Annotated in this window: 18 protein-coding genes; 4 read left to right on the forward strand and 14 right to left on the reverse strand. The window is 59.2% G+C overall.

Annotation, left to right across the window (positions count from 1 at the left end):
* Nucleotides 1-58: 58 nt before the first annotated feature.
* The 3 genes from AC07N4_RS17380 to AC07N4_RS17390 all read left to right on the forward strand — a co-directional run bounded on the left by AC07N4_RS17380 (nucleotide 59) and on the right by AC07N4_RS17390 (nucleotide 4,553).
* Nucleotides 59-988, forward strand: coding sequence for a hydrogen peroxide-inducible genes activator (locus AC07N4_RS17380; protein ID WP_007954418.1), 930 nt, complete (start codon nucleotides 59-61; stop codon nucleotides 986-988).
* Between the two features lie 9 nt (nucleotides 989-997).
* The gene (gene recG, locus AC07N4_RS17385; protein ID WP_166221845.1) at nucleotides 998-3,073 is read left to right on the forward strand and encodes an ATP-dependent DNA helicase RecG; all 2,076 of its coding nucleotides are present in this window, start codon (nucleotides 998-1,000) and stop codon (nucleotides 3,071-3,073) included.
* Between the two features lie 79 nt (nucleotides 3,074-3,152).
* The gene (locus AC07N4_RS17390; protein WP_085708861.1) at nucleotides 3,153-4,553 is read left to right on the forward strand and encodes an aminoacyl-tRNA deacylase and HDOD domain-containing protein; all 1,401 of its coding nucleotides are present in this window, start codon (nucleotides 3,153-3,155) and stop codon (nucleotides 4,551-4,553) included.
* A gap of 140 nt (nucleotides 4,554-4,693) precedes the next feature.
* Here AC07N4_RS17390 and AC07N4_RS17395 read toward each other — a convergent pair whose 3' ends face one another.
* Nucleotides 4,694-5,080: an SCP2 sterol-binding domain-containing protein gene (locus AC07N4_RS17395; protein ID WP_011336568.1), complete on the reverse strand. Its 387-nt coding sequence runs from the start codon at nucleotides 5,078-5,080 to the stop codon at nucleotides 4,694-4,696.
* Nucleotides 5,081-5,505: 425 nt separating this feature from the next.
* On the opposite strand from AC07N4_RS17395, the gene AC07N4_RS17400 reads away from it, so the two are divergent.
* Nucleotides 5,506-5,865: a DUF6124 family protein gene (locus AC07N4_RS17400; RefSeq protein ID WP_493065620.1), complete on the forward strand. Its 360-nt coding sequence runs from the start codon at nucleotides 5,506-5,508 to the stop codon at nucleotides 5,863-5,865.
* Between the two features lie 62 nt (nucleotides 5,866-5,927).
* Here the strand turns inward: AC07N4_RS17400 and AC07N4_RS17405 are convergent, their stop codons facing one another.
* From AC07N4_RS17405 to AC07N4_RS17465, 13 genes are all read right to left on the reverse strand, one after another.
* On the reverse strand, nucleotides 5,928-7,115 hold the full coding sequence (locus tag AC07N4_RS17405; protein WP_493065619.1) for a hypothetical protein: 1,188 nt from the start codon (nucleotides 7,113-7,115) through the stop codon (nucleotides 5,928-5,930).
* A complete protein-coding gene (locus AC07N4_RS17410) occupies nucleotides 7,045-8,010 on the reverse strand; it encodes a hypothetical protein (protein ID WP_493065618.1) in 966 nt (321 codons plus the stop codon). Before AC07N4_RS17410 ends, AC07N4_RS17405 begins: the two co-directional genes overlap by 71 nt.
* Before the next feature lie 88 nt (nucleotides 8,011-8,098).
* Entirely contained in the window at nucleotides 8,099-8,854 is a 756-nt protein-coding gene (locus AC07N4_RS17415) for a lysozyme inhibitor LprI family protein (RefSeq protein ID WP_102620701.1), read from the reverse strand.
* A gap of 2 nt (nucleotides 8,855-8,856) precedes the next feature.
* Entirely contained in the window at nucleotides 8,857-9,705 is an 849-nt protein-coding gene (locus AC07N4_RS17420; protein WP_102620700.1) for a tetratricopeptide repeat protein, read from the reverse strand.
* Nucleotides 9,692-10,237 (reverse strand): hypothetical protein, encoded by a 546-nt coding sequence (locus AC07N4_RS17425; RefSeq protein ID WP_102620699.1) that lies wholly within the window; start codon nucleotides 10,235-10,237, stop codon nucleotides 9,692-9,694. Before AC07N4_RS17425 ends, AC07N4_RS17420 begins: the two co-directional genes overlap by 14 nt.
* Nucleotides 10,238-10,241: 4 nt before the next feature.
* Nucleotides 10,242-10,697 (reverse strand): hypothetical protein, encoded by a 456-nt coding sequence (locus AC07N4_RS17430; protein ID WP_102620698.1) that lies wholly within the window; start codon nucleotides 10,695-10,697, stop codon nucleotides 10,242-10,244.
* A gap of 87 nt (nucleotides 10,698-10,784) precedes the next feature.
* Nucleotides 10,785-11,297 carry a hypothetical protein gene (locus tag AC07N4_RS17435; RefSeq protein WP_256580563.1) on the reverse strand — a complete coding sequence of 171 codons (513 nt, stop codon included), beginning with the start codon at nucleotides 11,295-11,297 and terminating at the stop codon, nucleotides 10,785-10,787.
* Nucleotides 11,294-13,744 carry an alpha/beta fold hydrolase gene (locus tag AC07N4_RS17440; RefSeq protein WP_102620697.1) on the reverse strand — a complete coding sequence of 817 codons (2,451 nt, stop codon included), beginning with the start codon at nucleotides 13,742-13,744 and terminating at the stop codon, nucleotides 11,294-11,296. Before AC07N4_RS17440 ends, AC07N4_RS17435 begins: the two co-directional genes overlap by 4 nt.
* A 9-nt stretch (nucleotides 13,745-13,753) precedes the next feature.
* Nucleotides 13,754-15,148: a TIGR01777 family oxidoreductase gene (locus AC07N4_RS17445; protein WP_102620696.1), complete on the reverse strand. Its 1,395-nt coding sequence runs from the start codon at nucleotides 15,146-15,148 to the stop codon at nucleotides 13,754-13,756.
* Between the two features lie 99 nt (nucleotides 15,149-15,247).
* On the reverse strand, nucleotides 15,248-15,844 hold the full coding sequence (locus tag AC07N4_RS17450) for a hypothetical protein (protein WP_102620695.1): 597 nt from the start codon (nucleotides 15,842-15,844) through the stop codon (nucleotides 15,248-15,250).
* Nucleotides 15,845-15,890: 46 nt separating this feature from the next.
* A complete protein-coding gene (locus AC07N4_RS17455) occupies nucleotides 15,891-16,307 on the reverse strand; it encodes a lysozyme inhibitor LprI family protein (protein WP_158243860.1) in 417 nt (138 codons plus the stop codon).
* Nucleotides 16,304-17,353: an SEL1-like repeat protein gene (locus tag AC07N4_RS17460; protein WP_493065617.1), complete on the reverse strand. Its 1,050-nt coding sequence runs from the start codon at nucleotides 17,351-17,353 to the stop codon at nucleotides 16,304-16,306. Before AC07N4_RS17460 ends, AC07N4_RS17455 begins: the two co-directional genes overlap by 4 nt.
* A 21-nt stretch (nucleotides 17,354-17,374) precedes the next feature.
* Entirely contained in the window at nucleotides 17,375-17,836 is a 462-nt protein-coding gene (locus AC07N4_RS17465) for an XAC2610-related protein (RefSeq protein ID WP_102620692.1), read from the reverse strand.
* Nucleotides 17,837-17,840 lie beyond the last annotated feature (4 nt).

Here is a 17,840-nt window from a genome sequence, read left to right on the forward strand (position 1 = left end):
ACGTGCGTCTATCGATTGCAGCCGGTATGCTTGGCCCGCATCTTCATGGACGCTTGCTATGACCCTCACAGAATTACGCTACATCGTTACCCTCGCCCAAGAGCAGCATTTCGGCCACGCGGCCGAGCGTTGCCACGTCAGCCAGCCGACCCTGTCGGTGGGCGTGAAAAAGCTTGAAGACGAACTCGGTGTGCTGATTTTCGAGCGCAGCAAAAGCGCCGTGCGCCTGACCCCGGTCGGCGAAGGCATCGTCGCCCAGGCGCAAAAAGTGCTGGAGCAGGCCCAGGGCATCCGCGAACTGGCCCAGGCCGGCAAGAACCAACTGACCGCCCCGCTGAAAGTCGGCGCGATCTACACCGTCGGCCCGTACCTGTTCCCGCACCTGATTCCACAACTGCACCGGGTCGCCCCGCAGATGCCGTTGTACATCGAAGAAAACTTCACCCACGTGCTGCGCGACAAACTGCGCAACGGCGAACTGGACGCGATCATCATCGCCCTGCCGTTCAACGAAGCCGACGTGCTGACCCTGCAACTCTACGACGAGCCGTTCTACGTCCTGATGCCGGCCCAGCACCCGTGGACCCAGAAAGAATCCATCGACGCCGCGCTGCTCAACGACAAGAGCCTGCTGCTGCTCGGCGAAGGCCACTGCTTCCGCGATCAAGTGCTGGAAGCCTGCCCGACCCTGACTAAGGGCAACGACGGCGCCAAGCACACCACGGTCGAATCCAGCTCGCTGGAAACCATTCGCCACATGGTCGCGTCCGGCCTGGGCATCTCGATCCTGCCGCTGTCGGCGGTGGACAGCCATCACTACGCTCCGGGCGTGATCGAAGTGCGTCCACTGTCGGCACCAGTGCCGTTCCGCACCGTGGCCATCGCCTGGCGCGCGAGCTTCCCGCGGCCGAAAGCCATCGAGATCCTCGCCGACTCCATTCGCCTGTGCTCGGTCGCCAAACCCGCCGCGCCGGTCACGGCCGGTTAAGCCAGCGTCATGACGGAGCTGTCGCAGGTGTCGGTCACCGCACTCAAGGGTGTCGGTGAGGCCATGGCCGAGAAACTGGCCAAGGTCGGTCTGGAAAACCTTCAGGACGTACTGTTCCACCTGCCGCTGCGTTATCAGGATCGTACCCGCGTGGTGCCGATCGGCGCGTTGCGGCCGGGGCAGGACGCCGTGGTCGAAGGCACCGTCAGCGGCGCCGACGTGGTCATGGGCCGGCGCCGCAGCCTCGTCGTGCGCTTGCAGGACGGCACCGGCGGCTTGAGCCTGCGCTTCTATCACTTCAGCAACGCGCAGAAAGAAGGCCTCAAGCGCGGCACGCGGATTCGCTGCTACGGCGAAGCCCGGCCCGGCGCCTCGGGGCTGGAGATCTACCACCCGGAATACCGCGCCATCAACGGCGACGAACCGCCGCCGGTGGATGAGACCCTGACCCCGGTCTACCCGCTGACCGAAGGCCTGACCCAGGCCCGTCTGCGCCAGTTGTGCATGCAGACGCTGACCCTGCTCAAGCCGGCCACCCTGCCCGACTGGTTGCCGACCGAACTGGCCCGCGACTATCAACTGGCGCCACTGGCCGACGCGATCCGCTACCTGCACAACCCGCCCGCCGATGCCGACGTCGATGAACTCGCCCTCGGTCATCACTGGGCCCAGCATCGCCTGGCCTTCGAAGAACTGCTGACCCATCAACTGTCACAGCAGCGCCTGCGCGAAAGCATGCGCTCCCTGCGCGCACCGGCCATGCCGAAAGCCACGAAACTGCCGCCGAAATACCTGGCTAACCTCGGTTTCAACCCGACCGGCGCTCAGCAGCGGGTCGGCAACGAAATCGCCTACGACCTCAGTCAGCACGAACCGATGCTGCGGTTGATTCAGGGTGACGTTGGCGCGGGTAAAACCGTGGTCGCCGCCCTCGCCGCGCTGCAAGCGCTGGAGGCGGGTTATCAGGTCGCACTGATGGCGCCGACCGAGATCCTCGCCGAGCAGCACTTCATCACCTTCAAGCGCTGGCTCGAACCGCTCGGCATCGAGGTGGCGTGGCTGGCCGGCAAGCTCAAGGGCAAGAACCGCGTCGCCGCGCTGGAACAGATCGCCAGTGGCACACCGATGGTGGTCGGCACTCACGCGCTGTTTCAGGACGAAGTGCAGTTCAAGAACCTCGCGCTGGTGATCATCGACGAACAACACCGCTTCGGCGTGCAGCAACGTCTGGCGCTGCGGCAGAAAGGCGTCGGCGGGCGCATGTGCCCGCATCAATTGATCATGACCGCCACGCCGATTCCACGGACGCTGGCGATGAGCGCCTACGCCGACCTCGACACCTCGATCCTCGACGAATTGCCGCCCGGTCGAACCCCGGTCAACACCGTGCTGGTCACCGACACCCGCCGCGTCGAAGTCATCGAACGGGTGCGCAGCGCCTGCGCCGAGGGCCGTCAGGCCTATTGGGTGTGCACGCTGATCGAAGAGTCCGAAGAGCTGACCTGCCAGGCCGCCGAAACCACTTTCGAAGACCTGACCGCCGCCCTCGGCGAGTTGAAGGTCGGGCTGATCCACGGCCGCATGAAACCCGCCGAGAAAGCCGCCGTCATGGCCGAATTCAAGGCCGGCAACCTGCAACTGCTGGTCGCCACCACCGTGATCGAAGTCGGCGTCGACGTACCCAACGCGAGCCTGATGATCATCGAAAACCCCGAGCGCCTGGGCCTCGCGCAGCTGCACCAGTTGCGCGGCCGCGTCGGCCGGGGCAGCGCGGTCAGCCATTGCGTGCTGCTCTACCATCCGCCGCTGTCACAGATCGGCCGCCAGCGCCTGGGCATCATGCGCGAGACCAACGACGGTTTCGTCATCGCCGAAAAAGACCTCGAACTGCGCGGCCCCGGCGAAATGCTCGGCACCCGCCAGACCGGTCTGCTGCAATTCAAGGTCGCCGACCTGATGCGCGACGCCGATCTGCTGCCCGCCGTGCGCGATGCCGCCCAGGCATTGCTCGAACGCTGGCCCACCCACGTCAGCCCGCTGCTCGACCGATGGCTGCGACACGGGCAGCAATACGGCCAAGTGTGAGCACCGTCGCAGTTTCTCAAAGCTCGTTCCAACCAAGCTGGTTATACTCCAGCAATTGTTTCAAAAACGGATACAGACCATGACCGAAGCTGCTCTCGCCCCCGAATCCCCGCACGCTCCGTCTGTTATTCGGCTGCTGCTCAACAAGCTGGGCGTCGCCTACGAAGAAGTGCTCGACCACCACGGCCTCAACGCCTCGCGCAAAGTGCAGGCCGTGTTGCTGGACGACGCAGTCGGTGCGCTGATGGTGCTGTTTCCACAGAGCCAGTTGCTGGATCTCAACCGCCTCGCCGAGCTGACGGGCCGTCGCCTGACCGCCGTGTCCACCGAGCGCCTGGAAAAGATGCTCGGCAAACACAGCCTGAGCCTGCTGCCGGGCCTGCCGGCGCTGACCAGTTCGCCGTGCCTCTACGAAGAAAGCCTGCTGCGCGAGCCGAAGTTGCTGATCAACTCCGGCGAGCCGGGCCTGCTGCTGGAAATCGCCAGCGAAGACTTCAAGACCATGCTGACCAAGGCCAGCGCCGCCAACTTCGGCGAAGCCCTGAGCAGCATCCGCCCGAACCTCGACCGCCCGGACGATGACCGCGAGGAAATCACCCAGGCCGTGCAGGCGTTCACCGCGCGGCGCATCCAGCAACGTCTGGAAGCGACCATCGAGATTCCGCCGCTGGCCGAAACCGCACAAAAGATCATCAAGCTGCGCGTCGACCCGAACGCCACCATCGACGACATCACCGGCGTGGTCGAAACCGACCCGGCGCTGGCTGCGCAGGTAGTGAGCTGGGCGGCGTCGCCGTACTACGCTTCGCCGGGCAAGATTCGGTCGGTGGAAGACGCGATCGTCCGCGTGCTGGGCTTCGACCTGGTGATCAACCTGGCGCTGGGCCTGGCCCTCGGCAAGACCCTGAGCCTGCCCAAGGATCACCCGCAACACACCACGCCGTACTGGCAGCAGTCGATCTACACCGCCGCCGTCATCGAAGGCCTGACCCGCGCCATGCCGCGCGCCCAGCGCCCGGAAGCCGGCCTGACCTACCTCGCCGGCCTGCTGCACAACTTCGGCTACCTGTTGCTGGCCCACGTGTTCCCGCCGCACTTCTCGCTGATCTGCCGCCACCTGGAGGTCAACCCGCACCTGTGCCACAGCTACGTCGAGCAACACCTGTTGGGCATCAGCCGCGAACAGATCGGCTCCTGGCTGATGCGTTACTGGGACATGCCGGACGAACTGGCCACCGCCCTGCGCTTCCAACACGACCCGAACTACGACGGCGCCTACGCCGAATACCCGAACCTCGTCTGCCTGGCCGTGCGCCTGCTACGCGGTCGCGGGATCGGCTCCGGGCCGGATGAAGACATTCCGGATGCGCTGCTGGAGCGCGTTGGTCTTACTCGTGACAAGGCCAATGACGTCGTCAGCAAAGTACTGGAAGCCGAAGTCCTCCTGCGCGAACTGGCTTCGCAATTCAGCCAGGCCTGACTTACGCTCATAAAAAAGGCCCCACACTCAACCAAGTGTGGGGCCTTTTTTATTGCTTGGATCGTTCCCACGTCGAGGCGTCGAACCGTCTGCGTGGGAATGCAGCCCGTGACGCTCCGCGTCACCGCCTCACCTCAGACTCAAGCAGCCTTCGGCTTGGCCTTCCGCGGCTTCAAATACTTCATCAACCCCTGAAACCACATCACCAGTGCCGGGTTGCCCTTGAGCTGGATCGACTTGTCCTGAATCCCCTGCATGAACGCCAACTGCTTGTTCTTCGCCTGCATCGTGGCAAACCCGAACGCCGCGTCTTTAAAGGCAATCGCAAACGCCGGCTCCGCCACCACCCCGGACTTGCTGGTAATGCGTTGATCCTTCACCACGAAATGCCGCGCCACTTTCCCGTCCAGAGTCTGTAGCTGAAACACCAGATCCTTGTCACCCAACTGCTGCTGGAACGCAGGATTTGTCCGACTGGCCTTACCCATCAACAGACCCAGCATCCACAGAAGAAAACGAAATTTCATGCGCACAGCCTCAAAAGGAAAATGAACGGCTGGGGGAGTGTAAGGGATTCGGACGGATTCGCCACTATCCAAGACTGATAGAAGACGATGCAGGTCTTTTCTCGCATGATGACTGCCAAGTCACGCCTTGAGCCTGATCGTTCCCACGCTCTGCGTGGGAATGCATCCCGTGACGCTCCGCGTCACACCATCCCCCGTCCTACACCTGAAGAAACACATTCCTGTAGGAGCTGCCGATAGCAATGGTTTCTTGTTCCTCTACCCCGCAAATCCTTGGGAAATGTCCTTCAAACTGCGGTGCTGTCCATGAACTAGGCGTGCTCGGAGTTCATCGATAACCTCTTTCCGTCACCGCAAAATCGGTGACCGGATGTGCAAGTCCGAAAACCGGGGCAAATCTTTCCAACTCCAAAGGATTTACACCGATGATCGATCCAACCCTCACTGACGAAGAAGTTTCCCCCTACGAATTCCCAGACTCGAAGAAACTCCATGAAGCCGCCGAACGCGCCCTCGACCACCATTTCAAACCCAGCGCCCCACGCCCAAAACGCCTGGGTGGCCTGTTCGCCCTCTGCCCCAACGCCGACGCTGAAGCCCTCATGGCCAACGCCTCCGAAGACCTCCTGTCCATCAGTGCCTTCGCCGCCAACCTGGCCGACGACCTCGACGGCCCCCGCCGCTCGATGGCACTGGGCCTGAGCAGAATGGCGGATGGCGTGCGGTTGATGGTGGAAGGCACGCTCGATCACATTGAATTTCGGGAGTATCAGGTCAAGCCGTAGCTGAATCGCGAGCGGAAAAAAGGGGACGTTGAGTCCCCTTTTCCATTCTTCGGCAACAGCAACTAGCGAAAGTCCTCTGCGCTTTTTGGGGCCGTCTCTAGCCCGAAATCCGCCAACCGATGTACGTAAGCATGACCACCGGCATTACAGGACTGCCGGAATACAACTTTGTCCCCCTTGAGCACCTTCAGAGAACTCAAGAAGGCCTGGTTAACGAGGTAGGTATACGCACCGCTTTTGAACTTGATGATGTTCAGGTTCACGCTGCCTTCCGATGCATCTACAACAAAGAACTTTCCCTTGGGTGGCATAGCATTCTTCGGATAGACCAGCTCGACGTTATCCGGCACACCGTAACGGTACTGAACAGAACCGGCCGTGGGCTTGCTGTTTCCCCGCGCACAAACAGAAACCGTCTTGCCGCCCTCCAGCGGGCAGCTGAAGTAGATGTCTTCGTCATCCGAGCACAACGTTCCATCCTGTCCGCGCTTCAACGGCGCCGTCTCCTGCGAAACGCGCTCCGGCGTTTTCGCGATATCAGCACAGTTGGACAGGCAAACCAGTTTCGAAAGATCCGGATCATCGCTTTCAGTGAACAGGTAAGTCGCTGAACCATCGCGGTTGCGGGCGTGATAAACGGGAACACTGACGGCCAGCCCTTTGGCCGACACCGGCACCTTGGTATCCCCGCCCGAGACGACCCAGCCTTCGGCCTCCCCGCATAACGCCTCCAAAGCGACTTCACTGAACGAGTCTTTCGTTGGCACGACAAACGGCTTGGCATCACCTCGGCAGTCATAGCCATGCCAGTAGGGCCCGGTGTTCATATCAATATCGATCGAGAAAACATAAGCGCCTTCGAGCACAACTTTGCCGCTGTCGTAGGTGAAAACCAGCCAGCGGCGCGACTTCGCCTGGGAGTAGTTTTCTTCCTGAAGGATGTAGCGTTCGCCATCTCGGTACAGCCAAAAGCCACTCATCGCTCCAACCGGTTCCTCCATCTCGGAGAGACGCTGCCCAGAGTGTGCGTCCACCAGAAAGTTGTCCTTCAGCGCCAGCGCGCAGTCGCTGCCAACGTCCCTGCACGACGTGAGAGACGGGAACATCGGTCCCGCCACCGCAGAGAAAGAACACAGCAATAACGCGATCAAGCCCAATCTTTTCAACTTGCCACCTGCTTCAAAGCGAGTAATCCATGACTTCTTCAAGCCGCCAGCATTGCCCACGAACAAACCGATACTCGAAAACATAATCGGTATCCGGTTTCTGCAGGATGGCGACGGCGTGATCACCCTGCTCTTCCTTGACGGTCAACGTCAGGCCCTGGGCCTCTCGCTTCGCCAGATCCGGGATAATCGGGAACTTGAGCTGATCGCCGCTGAGGCTGCTTTTTTTCATCTCGGGCTCGGGATCACCGGCCACGGTCGTGACCATTTTCAGCGGCTGCTGGACGAAGGCTTTCTGCACGTCCGCGCGTTCAGAGAAGGCTGAGAGGAACGTTGAAAAGTTGGGTGAGGGGCAAGCAACACTGGTCACGTCATCGTCGGTCTTTAACGCTGTCTGGCGGATCTCCTTTTGCAGTTTCGAATCGGCAATGATCTTTGCATCAAGGTCTGCCAGACGCTTTTTGATACTCGCTGCATCCTTGTAGGCACACACGACATCGACGCCATGCTCAAGGTCTCGGCCGTCGCGACAGTTCTGCAATTCGGGGTCTGGTGGATCACCGCGGAAAAACCGCAAAGACAACTGTTCCCCCTGCTTGATGAGCGGCAATTCCAGCGTCCAATAGGTGTAGCCTTCAAAGTTACCGTATGACTCTTTTAGCTTCGTGAGCACGTACAGGGATTTCCCCGCTTGCTCAGGAAATTTGCGTTCAAAGAAAAACACCGACGCGATTTCATCACCCATGAGCGGCGCCACAAACGAGAGTTCCGGCTTCGTGGCACTCATCGTCGAGTAAAAAACCTCACCACCGGGAACGTAGGCGCCTGTCGTCTGACCCTTGAGCGTGTTCTTCAAAAACAACACGGTGATCTTCTGCTCGCCCACTGATGCCACCACCGGCGGATGCATTTGCTTGATGGTTTGCAGGTCATCAGCTGCTGCCGGTTGTGCTGTAAAACCGATGATCGATACGAGCATGCACACACAACTTGAGAACCTGGTCACTTCCATTACTTCCTTGTTGATCGACAAATTGATCAATCTTCAAAAACCAGCGCGAGTGGCCTCACGATGATTCAGGTACGCCGCACTTCAGCTCTTTGATTTGCTCGTTCTGAATCGGAATTACACAGGCGAGGCGTTTTTCGCCGGTAGGACGAAGCTCTGTCAGACTAAGCGTCACGTGCAAACCGTCGTCCGCAAAGACGTGATCCTCAAACCCGGCATAGCTATAACCCGACCTGAACGACTTGCCGTCAAAACTGCAAAAGCGCCTGGACGACAACACCCTCCAATTGCCGTCCGGCGCAAGGATTTGCACATCGAGGCACGGACTACCAAACGCGGTGACATAACGAGCAACAACATCACCAAAGCGTTGAGAGGCAGAGTTGGAAACCTTGGCGACATCGACCACTTCACTCGGATCATCCGGCGCGACAGCGTCCAGATAAGCGGCTCGCTCCAGACTCATTCTGGCGATGCAGTTGTTGGTCAGCGTGGCATATGCCTTGGATCCGGTTTCAGTCTCTATGGCTTCGAGAGGGCATGTGGTGTCGCGCAACTTGATCCACGCGCGTTGCGAGTCTCTGGCCATGGCCATGTATGCCTTCGCTTGTTCAGGCTGACGCTTCCATTGAGACTCGAATCGAGTCATCAATAGTTTGTAGCTGGCATTGAGTTTTGCATCGGCACTCTTGCGGTCGGCTTCCACGCATTGGTCGTATTGCCAGCTCACTGTGATGACTTTGCAGTTGTCCTCAGCGAGCGCGATTGAAGCGGACAGCAGGCCTAAGGACAACGCGATAAAGCGCACAAACATGTTCAATGTTTCATTCCCTGAATGACGGATCGCTCAACTGCGCGTTGAGGTATTTTCTGCGCCTTGCCGTCGGCGCTCATCGCGTCGCGGTACTGGCTGTAATAGCGCTGCGCTTCGTCTTTGCGATCAAGGCGCCAGAGTGAATCGGCGATGTTCAACATCAGCACTGTGCGTTTGCCGACGGCCTCAACGCCGCGATAGAACTTCAGCGCCAGCTCATCTTTGCCGCCCTCGGCCAGGTAAAAACCCAAGTCGTTATAGGCCTGAACATTTTGCGCCGGGGCATGACACGCCATGTAGGACTCCGGACTTAAATAGACCAGGCCCCATTCGATGGACTCTGCGCGAGACTGCGCCAGTTCGTTACTTGTGACATGTTTCAGCAAGTCCTTTGGAGACCTCGTCTCCAGGGCGGGAGTGAGCACATCGCCGTCTTCGGTAACCCATTGATTGCCCTTCCACTGCCCGACACAAAAAGTGGCCGAACGATCAGCCAACACGCAACCAGTCTCCATTGAGATAACCGTGCAATGCTGTTGCGACACCAACTTTTCTTCACCATTTTCGTCCGACAACATGCCGAATATCACTGGGTCGAGCAGCAAGGTTTTCTTGTCAGGACTGAGCATATTGGAGTGCCCATCGGCGCCAATATCGGCGCCAAAGAGCGGGAAGGTTTTGCCATTGGCGGTGAACCATGCGGTCGCCGAATCCACACCGGGCATCGTCCATTCTGTAGCCCGAAACGACACCGTGTGCCCGTCGACACCGACTATCGGCGGGTCCTCGGCAAAGGCGCTCATAGCGCTGCACAGACTGCCGATCATCAATACCCGCTTAAGGCTGCCCATAGTCGATCCTTTTAACCGAGGGACTTTCCGACTGCAGCTGCCTCTTGGTCACGCCATAAGCCTTGATCAGTTCTTCCCAGGACCCCTTCGAACCAAATGAGCGCTGATTATTATCGAAGCTGTATTGCTCCAATCGCCCCACTGTCGAGTAATACCCGTGCCATTCAGGACAGGCACCGCAACCGCCGTAGCCACCTATCGAAACAAGACTGCCCTTGGTTCCTTTCACACAATCCATCGCCACGACAACGTTACTCAGCATCTTCGCTTTCTTACCGTCAGACGTGAGCTGTGAAACCTTGTCGATGTTGCGGCGCAAGACTTTGCCGCCGATGTTGATCGTCTGGTCGGAGCAAACCGGGATGAGGTGGGTTTCCGCGTCATCCACCGTCACGGATCGGCAGGACGACACCATCACCACTTCAACGCCGCCACATTGCATGACATCGCGCTGGGTGTAGGCGTCCTTGGGAGCGGCGAAAGCTGGAAACGAGAGCAACAGCGAAAGGCTGCCCGCGAGTAGTCGGCTCATCCACTCATTCCTCATCAATTGACGGCGATTCCACGTCGGTCATGCCAAGCAGCCGGAACTCATTGTTTACGAATTCGTAGTACCGATCCCGGTTACGGTTTTCCAGGCGTTTTCCCTGGGTGTCTTCTTCACCATCGAGCGTGACGCCGGAAATGATGATCAAGCGACTATCGGGCAAATACGTCGTGTCGAAAGTGCTGCCGTCATAGGCATTCGGAAGACCGCCAACGACATCACCGGTCTGGGCGTCCAGCACTTCGCCACAAATGGCGCCGCCGCCACAGCCGAACCTGTACAGGATGTAATGGCCGGCGAAGTTGACCTTGCCTTGCAGGGCCTTCGCCCGGGTGCCGTCCATGACCGGGTTGCTTTGTTCCTGCTGCACCGGTTCATGGTTGGGGCCGCTGAAAACGGGGGTGACGGCGTAATCCTTGAAGTCGGGATCGGCGGCGAATGCCATGGAAGAGGCAGCTGATAGCAAGCTGCCGAGAACAATCGAAAATCCTTTCAAGTACTAACTCCATAACTGCAGTGGGAAACCGTTGGCTTACTCGGACTGACCTTCATAACGCTGTGTCTGCGGGTTGAATTGCCATAGATGACGCCGAGTTAACGCGTCTTTTCCCATGTAACTGATCTGGTCGCGCTTATCCCTGACGTAGGAATAGATTGCGATGTCTTTGAAGTCTCCGCCGTTCTTGGGCGGACCATCCAAGACCTTCACTCTGGCGAAATAATCTCCACCGACATGCTTCAAGTAACCATGGCACTGGATCAGGAAGGCGAAGGTTGAGTCACCCGCTGATCCGCGACTTGAGTAGGAGGTGAAAATGAAGTCTTCCTGACCGTCGTCATTGAGATCACCGCGGTACACAACCTTGCCGTACTCCACAGAAAATTGGTCCTTGTGGAGGCCGGAAAGTATGTCGTCAGGCTTGTTATCTCGACTCTCTGACCACTGAGAGAGAAAGTGCTTGGTATCAGACTCGGAATTGCACACATCCATCGCCATGCTCGCCATCGGCAACCAGGCCATACACATCAACGACAGTCGCTTCACTTCACATCCTTCGAATTCATCAATTCCAGCTCACCATCCCGATACAACACTTCGCACCCGATCCACGCCAGATCCACCTGCGGCATCACCGCCGAAGGCTTGCGCAGTTCCCGCAACAACGTCGAACCATGCGACAACCGTCCACCCATCCGCGCAATCACCGCCCGCGCGGCCTGATAGTGCGCGTGACGCCCGGGATCGAGGGTGTCTTCCAGCAAGATGTCGGCGCCAAGAATGCCCCTCACCTGCCCCGGGTAAATCATGAACCCGGTGGCCTGTTCGGCACCTTCGCGGCCGTCCTGCCAGAAGCTGCCGTCGCGCGTGCGGATGTCCGGGTGCGGCGCAAACCAGTGATCGCGATCCGCCAGAGGCATGGCGTGATGCAGGCGAAAGAAGATGCGCATCAGGTTGTCCCGATACCACTCGCGCACTTGCAGGTAGTAACCACGCAGGCCCGGCAGGCCGGTCGAATGAGCGAGCCGGATCAGCCCTGACCATTGCGGGAACGCCTGTAATGGCAACGCGCTCGACGCAGGTCGAGGTGTGGCCGGATCGGTCTCCCACGGCAGTCGATGGGGGCTGTTTTCCAGGTTGTCGTAAGCGGTGGGTGGTCGGCCCAGCCAGTCCCCGCCGCTGCTGGCCAGCGCCGTGGCGATGCACAGATTGCCCTGCACCACGAACACATAAAACCGGGTGAACCAGTCGGCCAGTTGCTGACCGTCAGCACCCTGGGCGACGAGGTCGGTCAGCTCCCGGTCGAAACGCTGCAAGCCATGCTCAAGGCTCAGCAAATGCCCGCGAGCGATACGCTGCATGCGCAAAAACAACGGCAGCGAACGCATCATCCGCAGCGGTCGCCACGGCAGATGCGGGGTCGCACCGCCGACTTCACCGGCATAGTTGCTGGCGCTGATGCCCCAGTCGGCCAACCGTGCGAGAAACAGGTCGTTGTTGATGTAGGACGCGCCGCCAAATACCGCCGTGAACGGCTCGTTGTCCTGCAACACCCGCGCATCCCAACGGGCCATGATCGCCGGAATGCTCGCGGCGGCCCGGCGCTGGGCGTACTCCACCAGCACGCTGGGTTGCAGTGGCAGGATCTCGGCGATGTTGGCGGCCGTCAGGTGCCGGCGCCAGCCGTAGTCGCTGATCGGCCGGTATTGCAGCAGCCACAGTTGCGTACCGTCCCAGGCCCATTCGACATCGCCGGGCACATAGTGAAACACCCGCAAGACATCCTGGAGAAAGCGCCACAGCACGTCTTCGGTCAAACCGTGGGCGGCCGTGAATGTGCCGCTGCGCCAGGCATCGCCGAGCCGCGAGAGCGTCGCCCGCTCCGGGCTGATCTGGCCGTCGGCAAGGGACTCAAGATGACCTTCAACCCACTCGAGTTCCACCGACAGATGACGCACAAACGCGATGCCCGACACCTGCGGCGTGATGAAGCGCTGCACCACCACTTCCTCGACACCTTCGGCAGTCAGCTCGACGATGCGCGCCGGCACGATGGCGGCCGGCTCGCGCAGATAGGTCGTGCTCAAACCGGCATTCGCCGAGTCGGCCTGATCTTCGCCGTAACTGGAGGAACGTACCGCCCAGGTCGCCTGTGGTTGGCTGGCGAGGAAGGTCGGTAGTCGCGGGTCGTTGCAATCGTTGAGAGTCAGCGCCGTCGGCACCGGTTGCCGGGCCAGTTCCGCCAGACGCAAACGCCCGCCCTTGGTGTGCGCGACAAACCCGCGTTCGCCCGACTCCAGCCACTGCGCAAACTGCGCGGGCGCGTCGATCCATGGGTAATGGCCCCAACCGGGTTTGAGGCTGATGGTCAGGTCTGCGCGCGCAAGAATTGCCGACCATGCCGCCGCTTGTTCGATGCCAAGCACCTTGTCCTGATCGCCCCAGACCAACTCGACCGGGTCGGTGATCCACTCCAGCAAGGGCAGCGCGGTGTCGGCACGGATCAGATCCCAGTGCGGCACAAACGCACGGCAGCGCGCATAACCGGCGCCCATGCGCTGGTACTGCGCGGGCGTCCAGGTCTGGTTGGAAAACTTGCGGGCGAACAGCGTGGGTTTGTTCGACAGCAGCCAGTGAATGGACTTGCGGATCGGCAGCGGTGACATCAGCGCCGGCAATCGGCGCTGCCACAAAAAGGCGCCCACCGGCGCCAGCAACACACTGCGAGAAAAGTGCCCGGGCCGACGTTGCAGTGCATGCAGCACCAGCAACGCGTTGACCCCGACGGCCATGATCGCGCTGCCCTTTTGCGTCATCGCCAACAAGGTCTGGGCGTAAGCCGCCAGATCCTCGCAGGGCGGCTGCGGGTTGGCGCCGAAGCCCGGCAGCTCCAGCGGCACCACGTCGTAACGCTGAAAATGCGGCAGCGCATCATCCCACCAATCGGCGGCGCTGCCGTTGCCGGCCAGCAGGTACATCAGAGACTTGCTCATGGGCGATCCTCAGGCCAGATCGCGCAGCGCGGCGTCGAGGGTCGGATAGCGGAACGTGTAGCCCGCCTCACTCAAACGCTGCGGCACTACGCGTTGACCGTCGAAAAACAGCTGAGCCATTTCCCCGGCCAACGCACGCACTGGCGCTGCAGGAATGTGGAACCACACCGGACGCTTGAGGACCTTGCCAACATTCTCGGCGAACGCTGCCTGACTGACGGTTTCGGGCGCGACCATGTTGTAGGTGCCACGCAAATTTTCATCGTGGAAAGATCGAGCGATCACCTGAATCACATCGTCGCGGTGCACCCAGCTCATGATCTGCTGACCATCGCCCATGCGCCCGCCGAAGCCCAGGCGAAACGGAATCAGCAATGGCAACAACGCACCGCCCGGCCCAAACACCACACCGAGGCGCAGCACCACCTGACGCACGCCAAACTGCGTCGCGGGTTGCGCCGAAGCCTCCCAACGCGCACAGAGCTCGGCCATGAAACCGTCGCCCTTGCTGGCCTGTTCATCGAGGTTTTCGCTGGCATCACGCACACCGTAAAAACCGATGGCCGAGGCCTGAATCCATAGCGCGGGTTTATGGCTCGTGTGCTTCAGCCAGGTCATCAAGGCTTCGGTGGTATCGACCCGACTGGCGAGTAGTTGCGCCTGCCGTTTGGGGCTCCAGCGTGGACCGGCGACCGGTGCGCCGGCGAGGTTGATCACCACGTCGAAGGGTTCGTCGCAGCCGAGTTCGCTCAACGACCGCACACAGCGAACGCGACCATCGAACAGGTTCGCTGCTTTCAACGGATCCCGCGCCAACACACTGACCGTGTGGCCGGCGTCGAGTAACTGATTGACCACGGCTTCACCGATAAACCCGGTGCCCCCGGTGATCAGCACGCGCTTGTAGGCCCCGCCGACAAAGGGGTTGGACTTGCTTACGGTTCTTTCTGGCGGGGACGACCGACGATCATGGCGCAGCAACCAGATCAGCGGCGGCAACAGCACCAGCAGCGCAAAACCGTCTAGCCACAGATGCGACCAGACTTGCTGTTGCGCCGAAAGCCACATGTCCTGCGGCGCCCATAACAGCACGCCCGCCATCAACCATCCCCAAATTGCGGGAGCTCTAAGACGGTTGCCGAGATGCACCAACGCGAGCATGTACAGCGAATAACTTTGCAGCGTCGCGCCGAACAGTGCGAGCCACCACACCTGCTGCTCGTGGCCGGCAGCAGGAACCGCATCGGCGCCCCAGAACGCGAGTTCGAGGGTGTGCAAATAGCCGTCGAGTAATCCGGAATGACCGGCCCAGGTCAGTGTGAGACCGGCGAGCACATGCACGATCGCCGCGGCATACAGCCAAAGCACCATCGCGGGGCGAAGAGAGAAAGAGGGGGCTGGCATTCCGTGTCCTGAGCGTATTCCTTGAGGGCGGGGAGTTTAAAGGAAAATGGGGGTTGTCAGTCGCGCGAAGACAAAACGTTTGGTCGCGTTCAGTGATCTCTATTGCGCGGAGTGAGCGTCGATCACGCCGAATAAACTCTTCAACCTGGCAATATCTTCTTCGTAAAAGCCATTACATTGGGTGACGACTACATATTCAGAGCCGGTCGCTTTTCCATGGGTACTGCATACAAGTCCAAAACCTTCCCCGCCACCTTGTCGTTCATACACGACATCCCGCGCATCCATCAGTACCCAGCCTGGCATCGCCAGTTTTTTAGTGGCTGATTCGGGCAACTGATCGAAATACATGATTCCCTCAGCATTCGGCAACTTGACGAGCAAGTTGTAGGGCGACGACAAAGCACTCATCCCCACGGTTTTCTTGACCTCGTTGAGGTCATTACCCCGCACGATAAACGTAGAGAGGCGGTCTATATCACTCTCATAAGCTGGATGATTGCGCGGCGACAGCTTCAAGACTTCCACGGTGCCCTCGTTGAGGCAACTGACCACCTCAAGGGTTGACTGGACGTCGTGAAACTCGCAGGTGGATTCTTGAGCAAATACTGTCGGTGATAGAAGTGCCGTGCAGAACGCGAGCCCCCAGGTGAAACAGGATTGGGGCACGCTCAATTGAATGGCCTTTTTACGCATTCCCATATCCCCACCCAACCAAGCAAAAACATTAATCAGCACAACATCAATGTGCCGGAAGGATACCGTCCAAATATAAAGCTCTCTCCAGACTCATCTTCGCGGCGCATCTATTCAGATCTGCAGAATAGGATGTCGTGTCCCATTCATTCTCAAACCCCTCAAGCCTGCAGTTCGAATCCCTCAGCTTTATCCACGCCCGCTGGGAGTTTTTCAGTCGATCCAGAAACGCCTTATGCTCTTCATGCCGAGACTGATACTGAAAAATATACCGAAACCCTGCTCTATCAATCACCGCGTCGTAACTGTCATTAAGCACACGATCGGCAGCCTTCATCGCTTTTTCTGCGCACTCGTCACGTTGCCCAGCCGCTACTGCCTCACAACCTGCATCTTGGGAAAAACTGACTGACGAGACTGACATCGCCACAAATGCACAGAACATCCAACGCGCGACATTCACTGAGTGCCACCTGCGCCAATACATTCAATTGAGTTGTCCATGACGACGCCTCGGGCCGACAAGCGCTCGACCGCAGCGGGGCCCGACTTAAGCTCGGTCTTGCTGGCCTCGCGGTAACAGGCCATTGCACGGGGCAGATCAGCAGCGACGACAGTGCCGGCTTCGTAGACGTCACCCAATCGCAGGAATGCGTGGGTAGAGCCTCGTAGCGCGGCGCTTTCCAATGTCGCCATCGATTTTTGCGGATCGATGCAGGCCTTGTGATCGCCGTACTCACCCTCATCGCAGTAAAACAAGGAGAGGAACACGCCATCGTCGGGATTACTCTGAAATGCCTGATTCATGAGCTCCAGAATCTGTTCATTCGGCAATCGCGGTGCCTGCCCGGAAAGACTGATTCCCGCGGCCGCCACTGCCGCCTGGGCCGAACCTTTGCGGGCGCCGTCCACATAGCTGTCCAGCGCTGCCGCGTATAAAGAGACACCGGATTCACCTGATGCCTTGTTGACCAGCCGATCGAACATCACACCTTTTTTCAACTCGCGCTCACCGGGTGAAGGGCGATCTGTTCGAGCCACGTCATCCATCACCGCTTCGAGCGCCCAGTCTTCAACACTGTTCAGCACCCAGCAGTCGCTGTGTTTGAAGACGAAAATCTTCAAAAAGGTACCCCGCTGATCACGTACGACCACCCTGTTCGGAAACTCGATCTCGGTAGTCAGACTAAACGCGGCAGCATTTTCCGTACCCAGCACGCTCAATTCATCGGCGGGCAAATGCTTGACGCTGCGCACGACAACCTTGGGTATGTTGCCTTCAGCCACGACATGAGTTGCCTTAATCGGCGACGCAGTAAACGCTTTCTGTACCGCCGAGTCCGATGAAAAGATTTTGACGAAGTCAGCGAAGTTGTTAGCCGGGCATTGCTGTTCAGTAGAGGCGAAAGCGCTAGTGCACAGGCCGGTGCTCAACAATGCAATGGAAAGCCACTGATTCAGCCTGCGTGTTGTCATACCGCAACTCGGTACCGCAAAAAAACGTTTCAACAGTGTTCTTCCTTGAGCCATTCAGGTCTTGCGTTTGGTGAATCGGGTAATGCATTGCTCTGGCCCGTTCATGCCCCAATAAGTGCTGAGCAACGCCTTACGCTTTTTGTCTACGCGCAGGTTGACGAAGCCATCGCCGCAATCGGGCTTAGCCTCTTCGAAACGGTTTGTCTCAGGTTGGTAGATGAACACTCTGAAGTAGGAGTAAGTACCCATACCGTCATCAATCTGCCAGACAGAAAAGTCCTTCATACCGTCGAAATTGAAATCGCCGATCTGCATATGCAGCGGTTTTTCCGCTTGAAAATCGATTGTCCGCGACTCGCTGTGCGCTGCGTTTTTAAGAGCGACATTCAGAGTGGAACCTTCGAGTATCAATGTCGCTTCGACGCCTTTGGCTGGACTGAACGTGGTTGTTTCGGCCCACACCGAGATCGTCCACAGCAGGGCAAGCAATGAAACCACTAGAGTTTTGAATTGCATTTAC

The sequence above is a fragment of the Pseudomonas sp. GW821-FHT09E04 genome, from assembly GCF_059416185.1.

Excerpts from the sequence above, each read along its gene's own strand:
- AC07N4_RS17380 (WP_007954418.1), top strand. The coding sequence starts at position 59 with ATGACCCTCACAGAATTACGCTACATCGTTACCCTCGCCCAAGAGCAG.
- recG (WP_166221845.1), top strand. The coding sequence starts at position 998 with ATGACGGAGCTGTCGCAGGTGTCGGTCACCGCACTCAAGGGTGTCGGT.
- AC07N4_RS17390 (WP_085708861.1), top strand. The coding sequence starts at position 3,153 with ATGACCGAAGCTGCTCTCGCCCCCGAATCCCCGCACGCTCCGTCTGTT.
- AC07N4_RS17395 (WP_011336568.1), bottom strand. The coding sequence starts at position 5,080 with ATGAAATTTCGTTTTCTTCTGTGGATGCTGGGTCTGTTGATGGGTAAG.
- AC07N4_RS17400 (WP_493065620.1), top strand. The coding sequence starts at position 5,506 with ATGATCGATCCAACCCTCACTGACGAAGAAGTTTCCCCCTACGAATTC.
- AC07N4_RS17405 (WP_493065619.1), bottom strand. The coding sequence starts at position 7,115 with ATGTTTTCGAGTATCGGTTTGTTCGTGGGCAATGCTGGCGGCTTGAAG.
- AC07N4_RS17410 (WP_493065618.1), bottom strand. The coding sequence starts at position 8,010 with ATGCTCGTATCGATCATCGGTTTTACAGCACAACCGGCAGCAGCTGAT.
- AC07N4_RS17415 (WP_102620701.1), bottom strand. The coding sequence starts at position 8,854 with ATGTTTGTGCGCTTTATCGCGTTGTCCTTAGGCCTGCTGTCCGCTTCA.
- AC07N4_RS17420 (WP_102620700.1), bottom strand. The coding sequence starts at position 9,705 with ATGGGCAGCCTTAAGCGGGTATTGATGATCGGCAGTCTGTGCAGCGCT.
- AC07N4_RS17425 (WP_102620699.1), bottom strand. The coding sequence starts at position 10,237 with ATGAGCCGACTACTCGCGGGCAGCCTTTCGCTGTTGCTCTCGTTTCCA.
- AC07N4_RS17430 (WP_102620698.1), bottom strand. The coding sequence starts at position 10,697 with ATGGCATTCGCCGCCGATCCCGACTTCAAGGATTACGCCGTCACCCCC.
- AC07N4_RS17440 (WP_102620697.1), bottom strand. The coding sequence starts at position 13,744 with ATGAGCAAGTCTCTGATGTACCTGCTGGCCGGCAACGGCAGCGCCGCC.
- AC07N4_RS17445 (WP_102620696.1), bottom strand. The coding sequence starts at position 15,148 with ATGCCAGCCCCCTCTTTCTCTCTTCGCCCCGCGATGGTGCTTTGGCTG.
- AC07N4_RS17450 (WP_102620695.1), bottom strand. The coding sequence starts at position 15,844 with ATGCGTAAAAAGGCCATTCAATTGAGCGTGCCCCAATCCTGTTTCACC.
- AC07N4_RS17465 (WP_102620692.1), bottom strand. The coding sequence starts at position 17,836 with ATGCAATTCAAAACTCTAGTGGTTTCATTGCTTGCCCTGCTGTGGACG.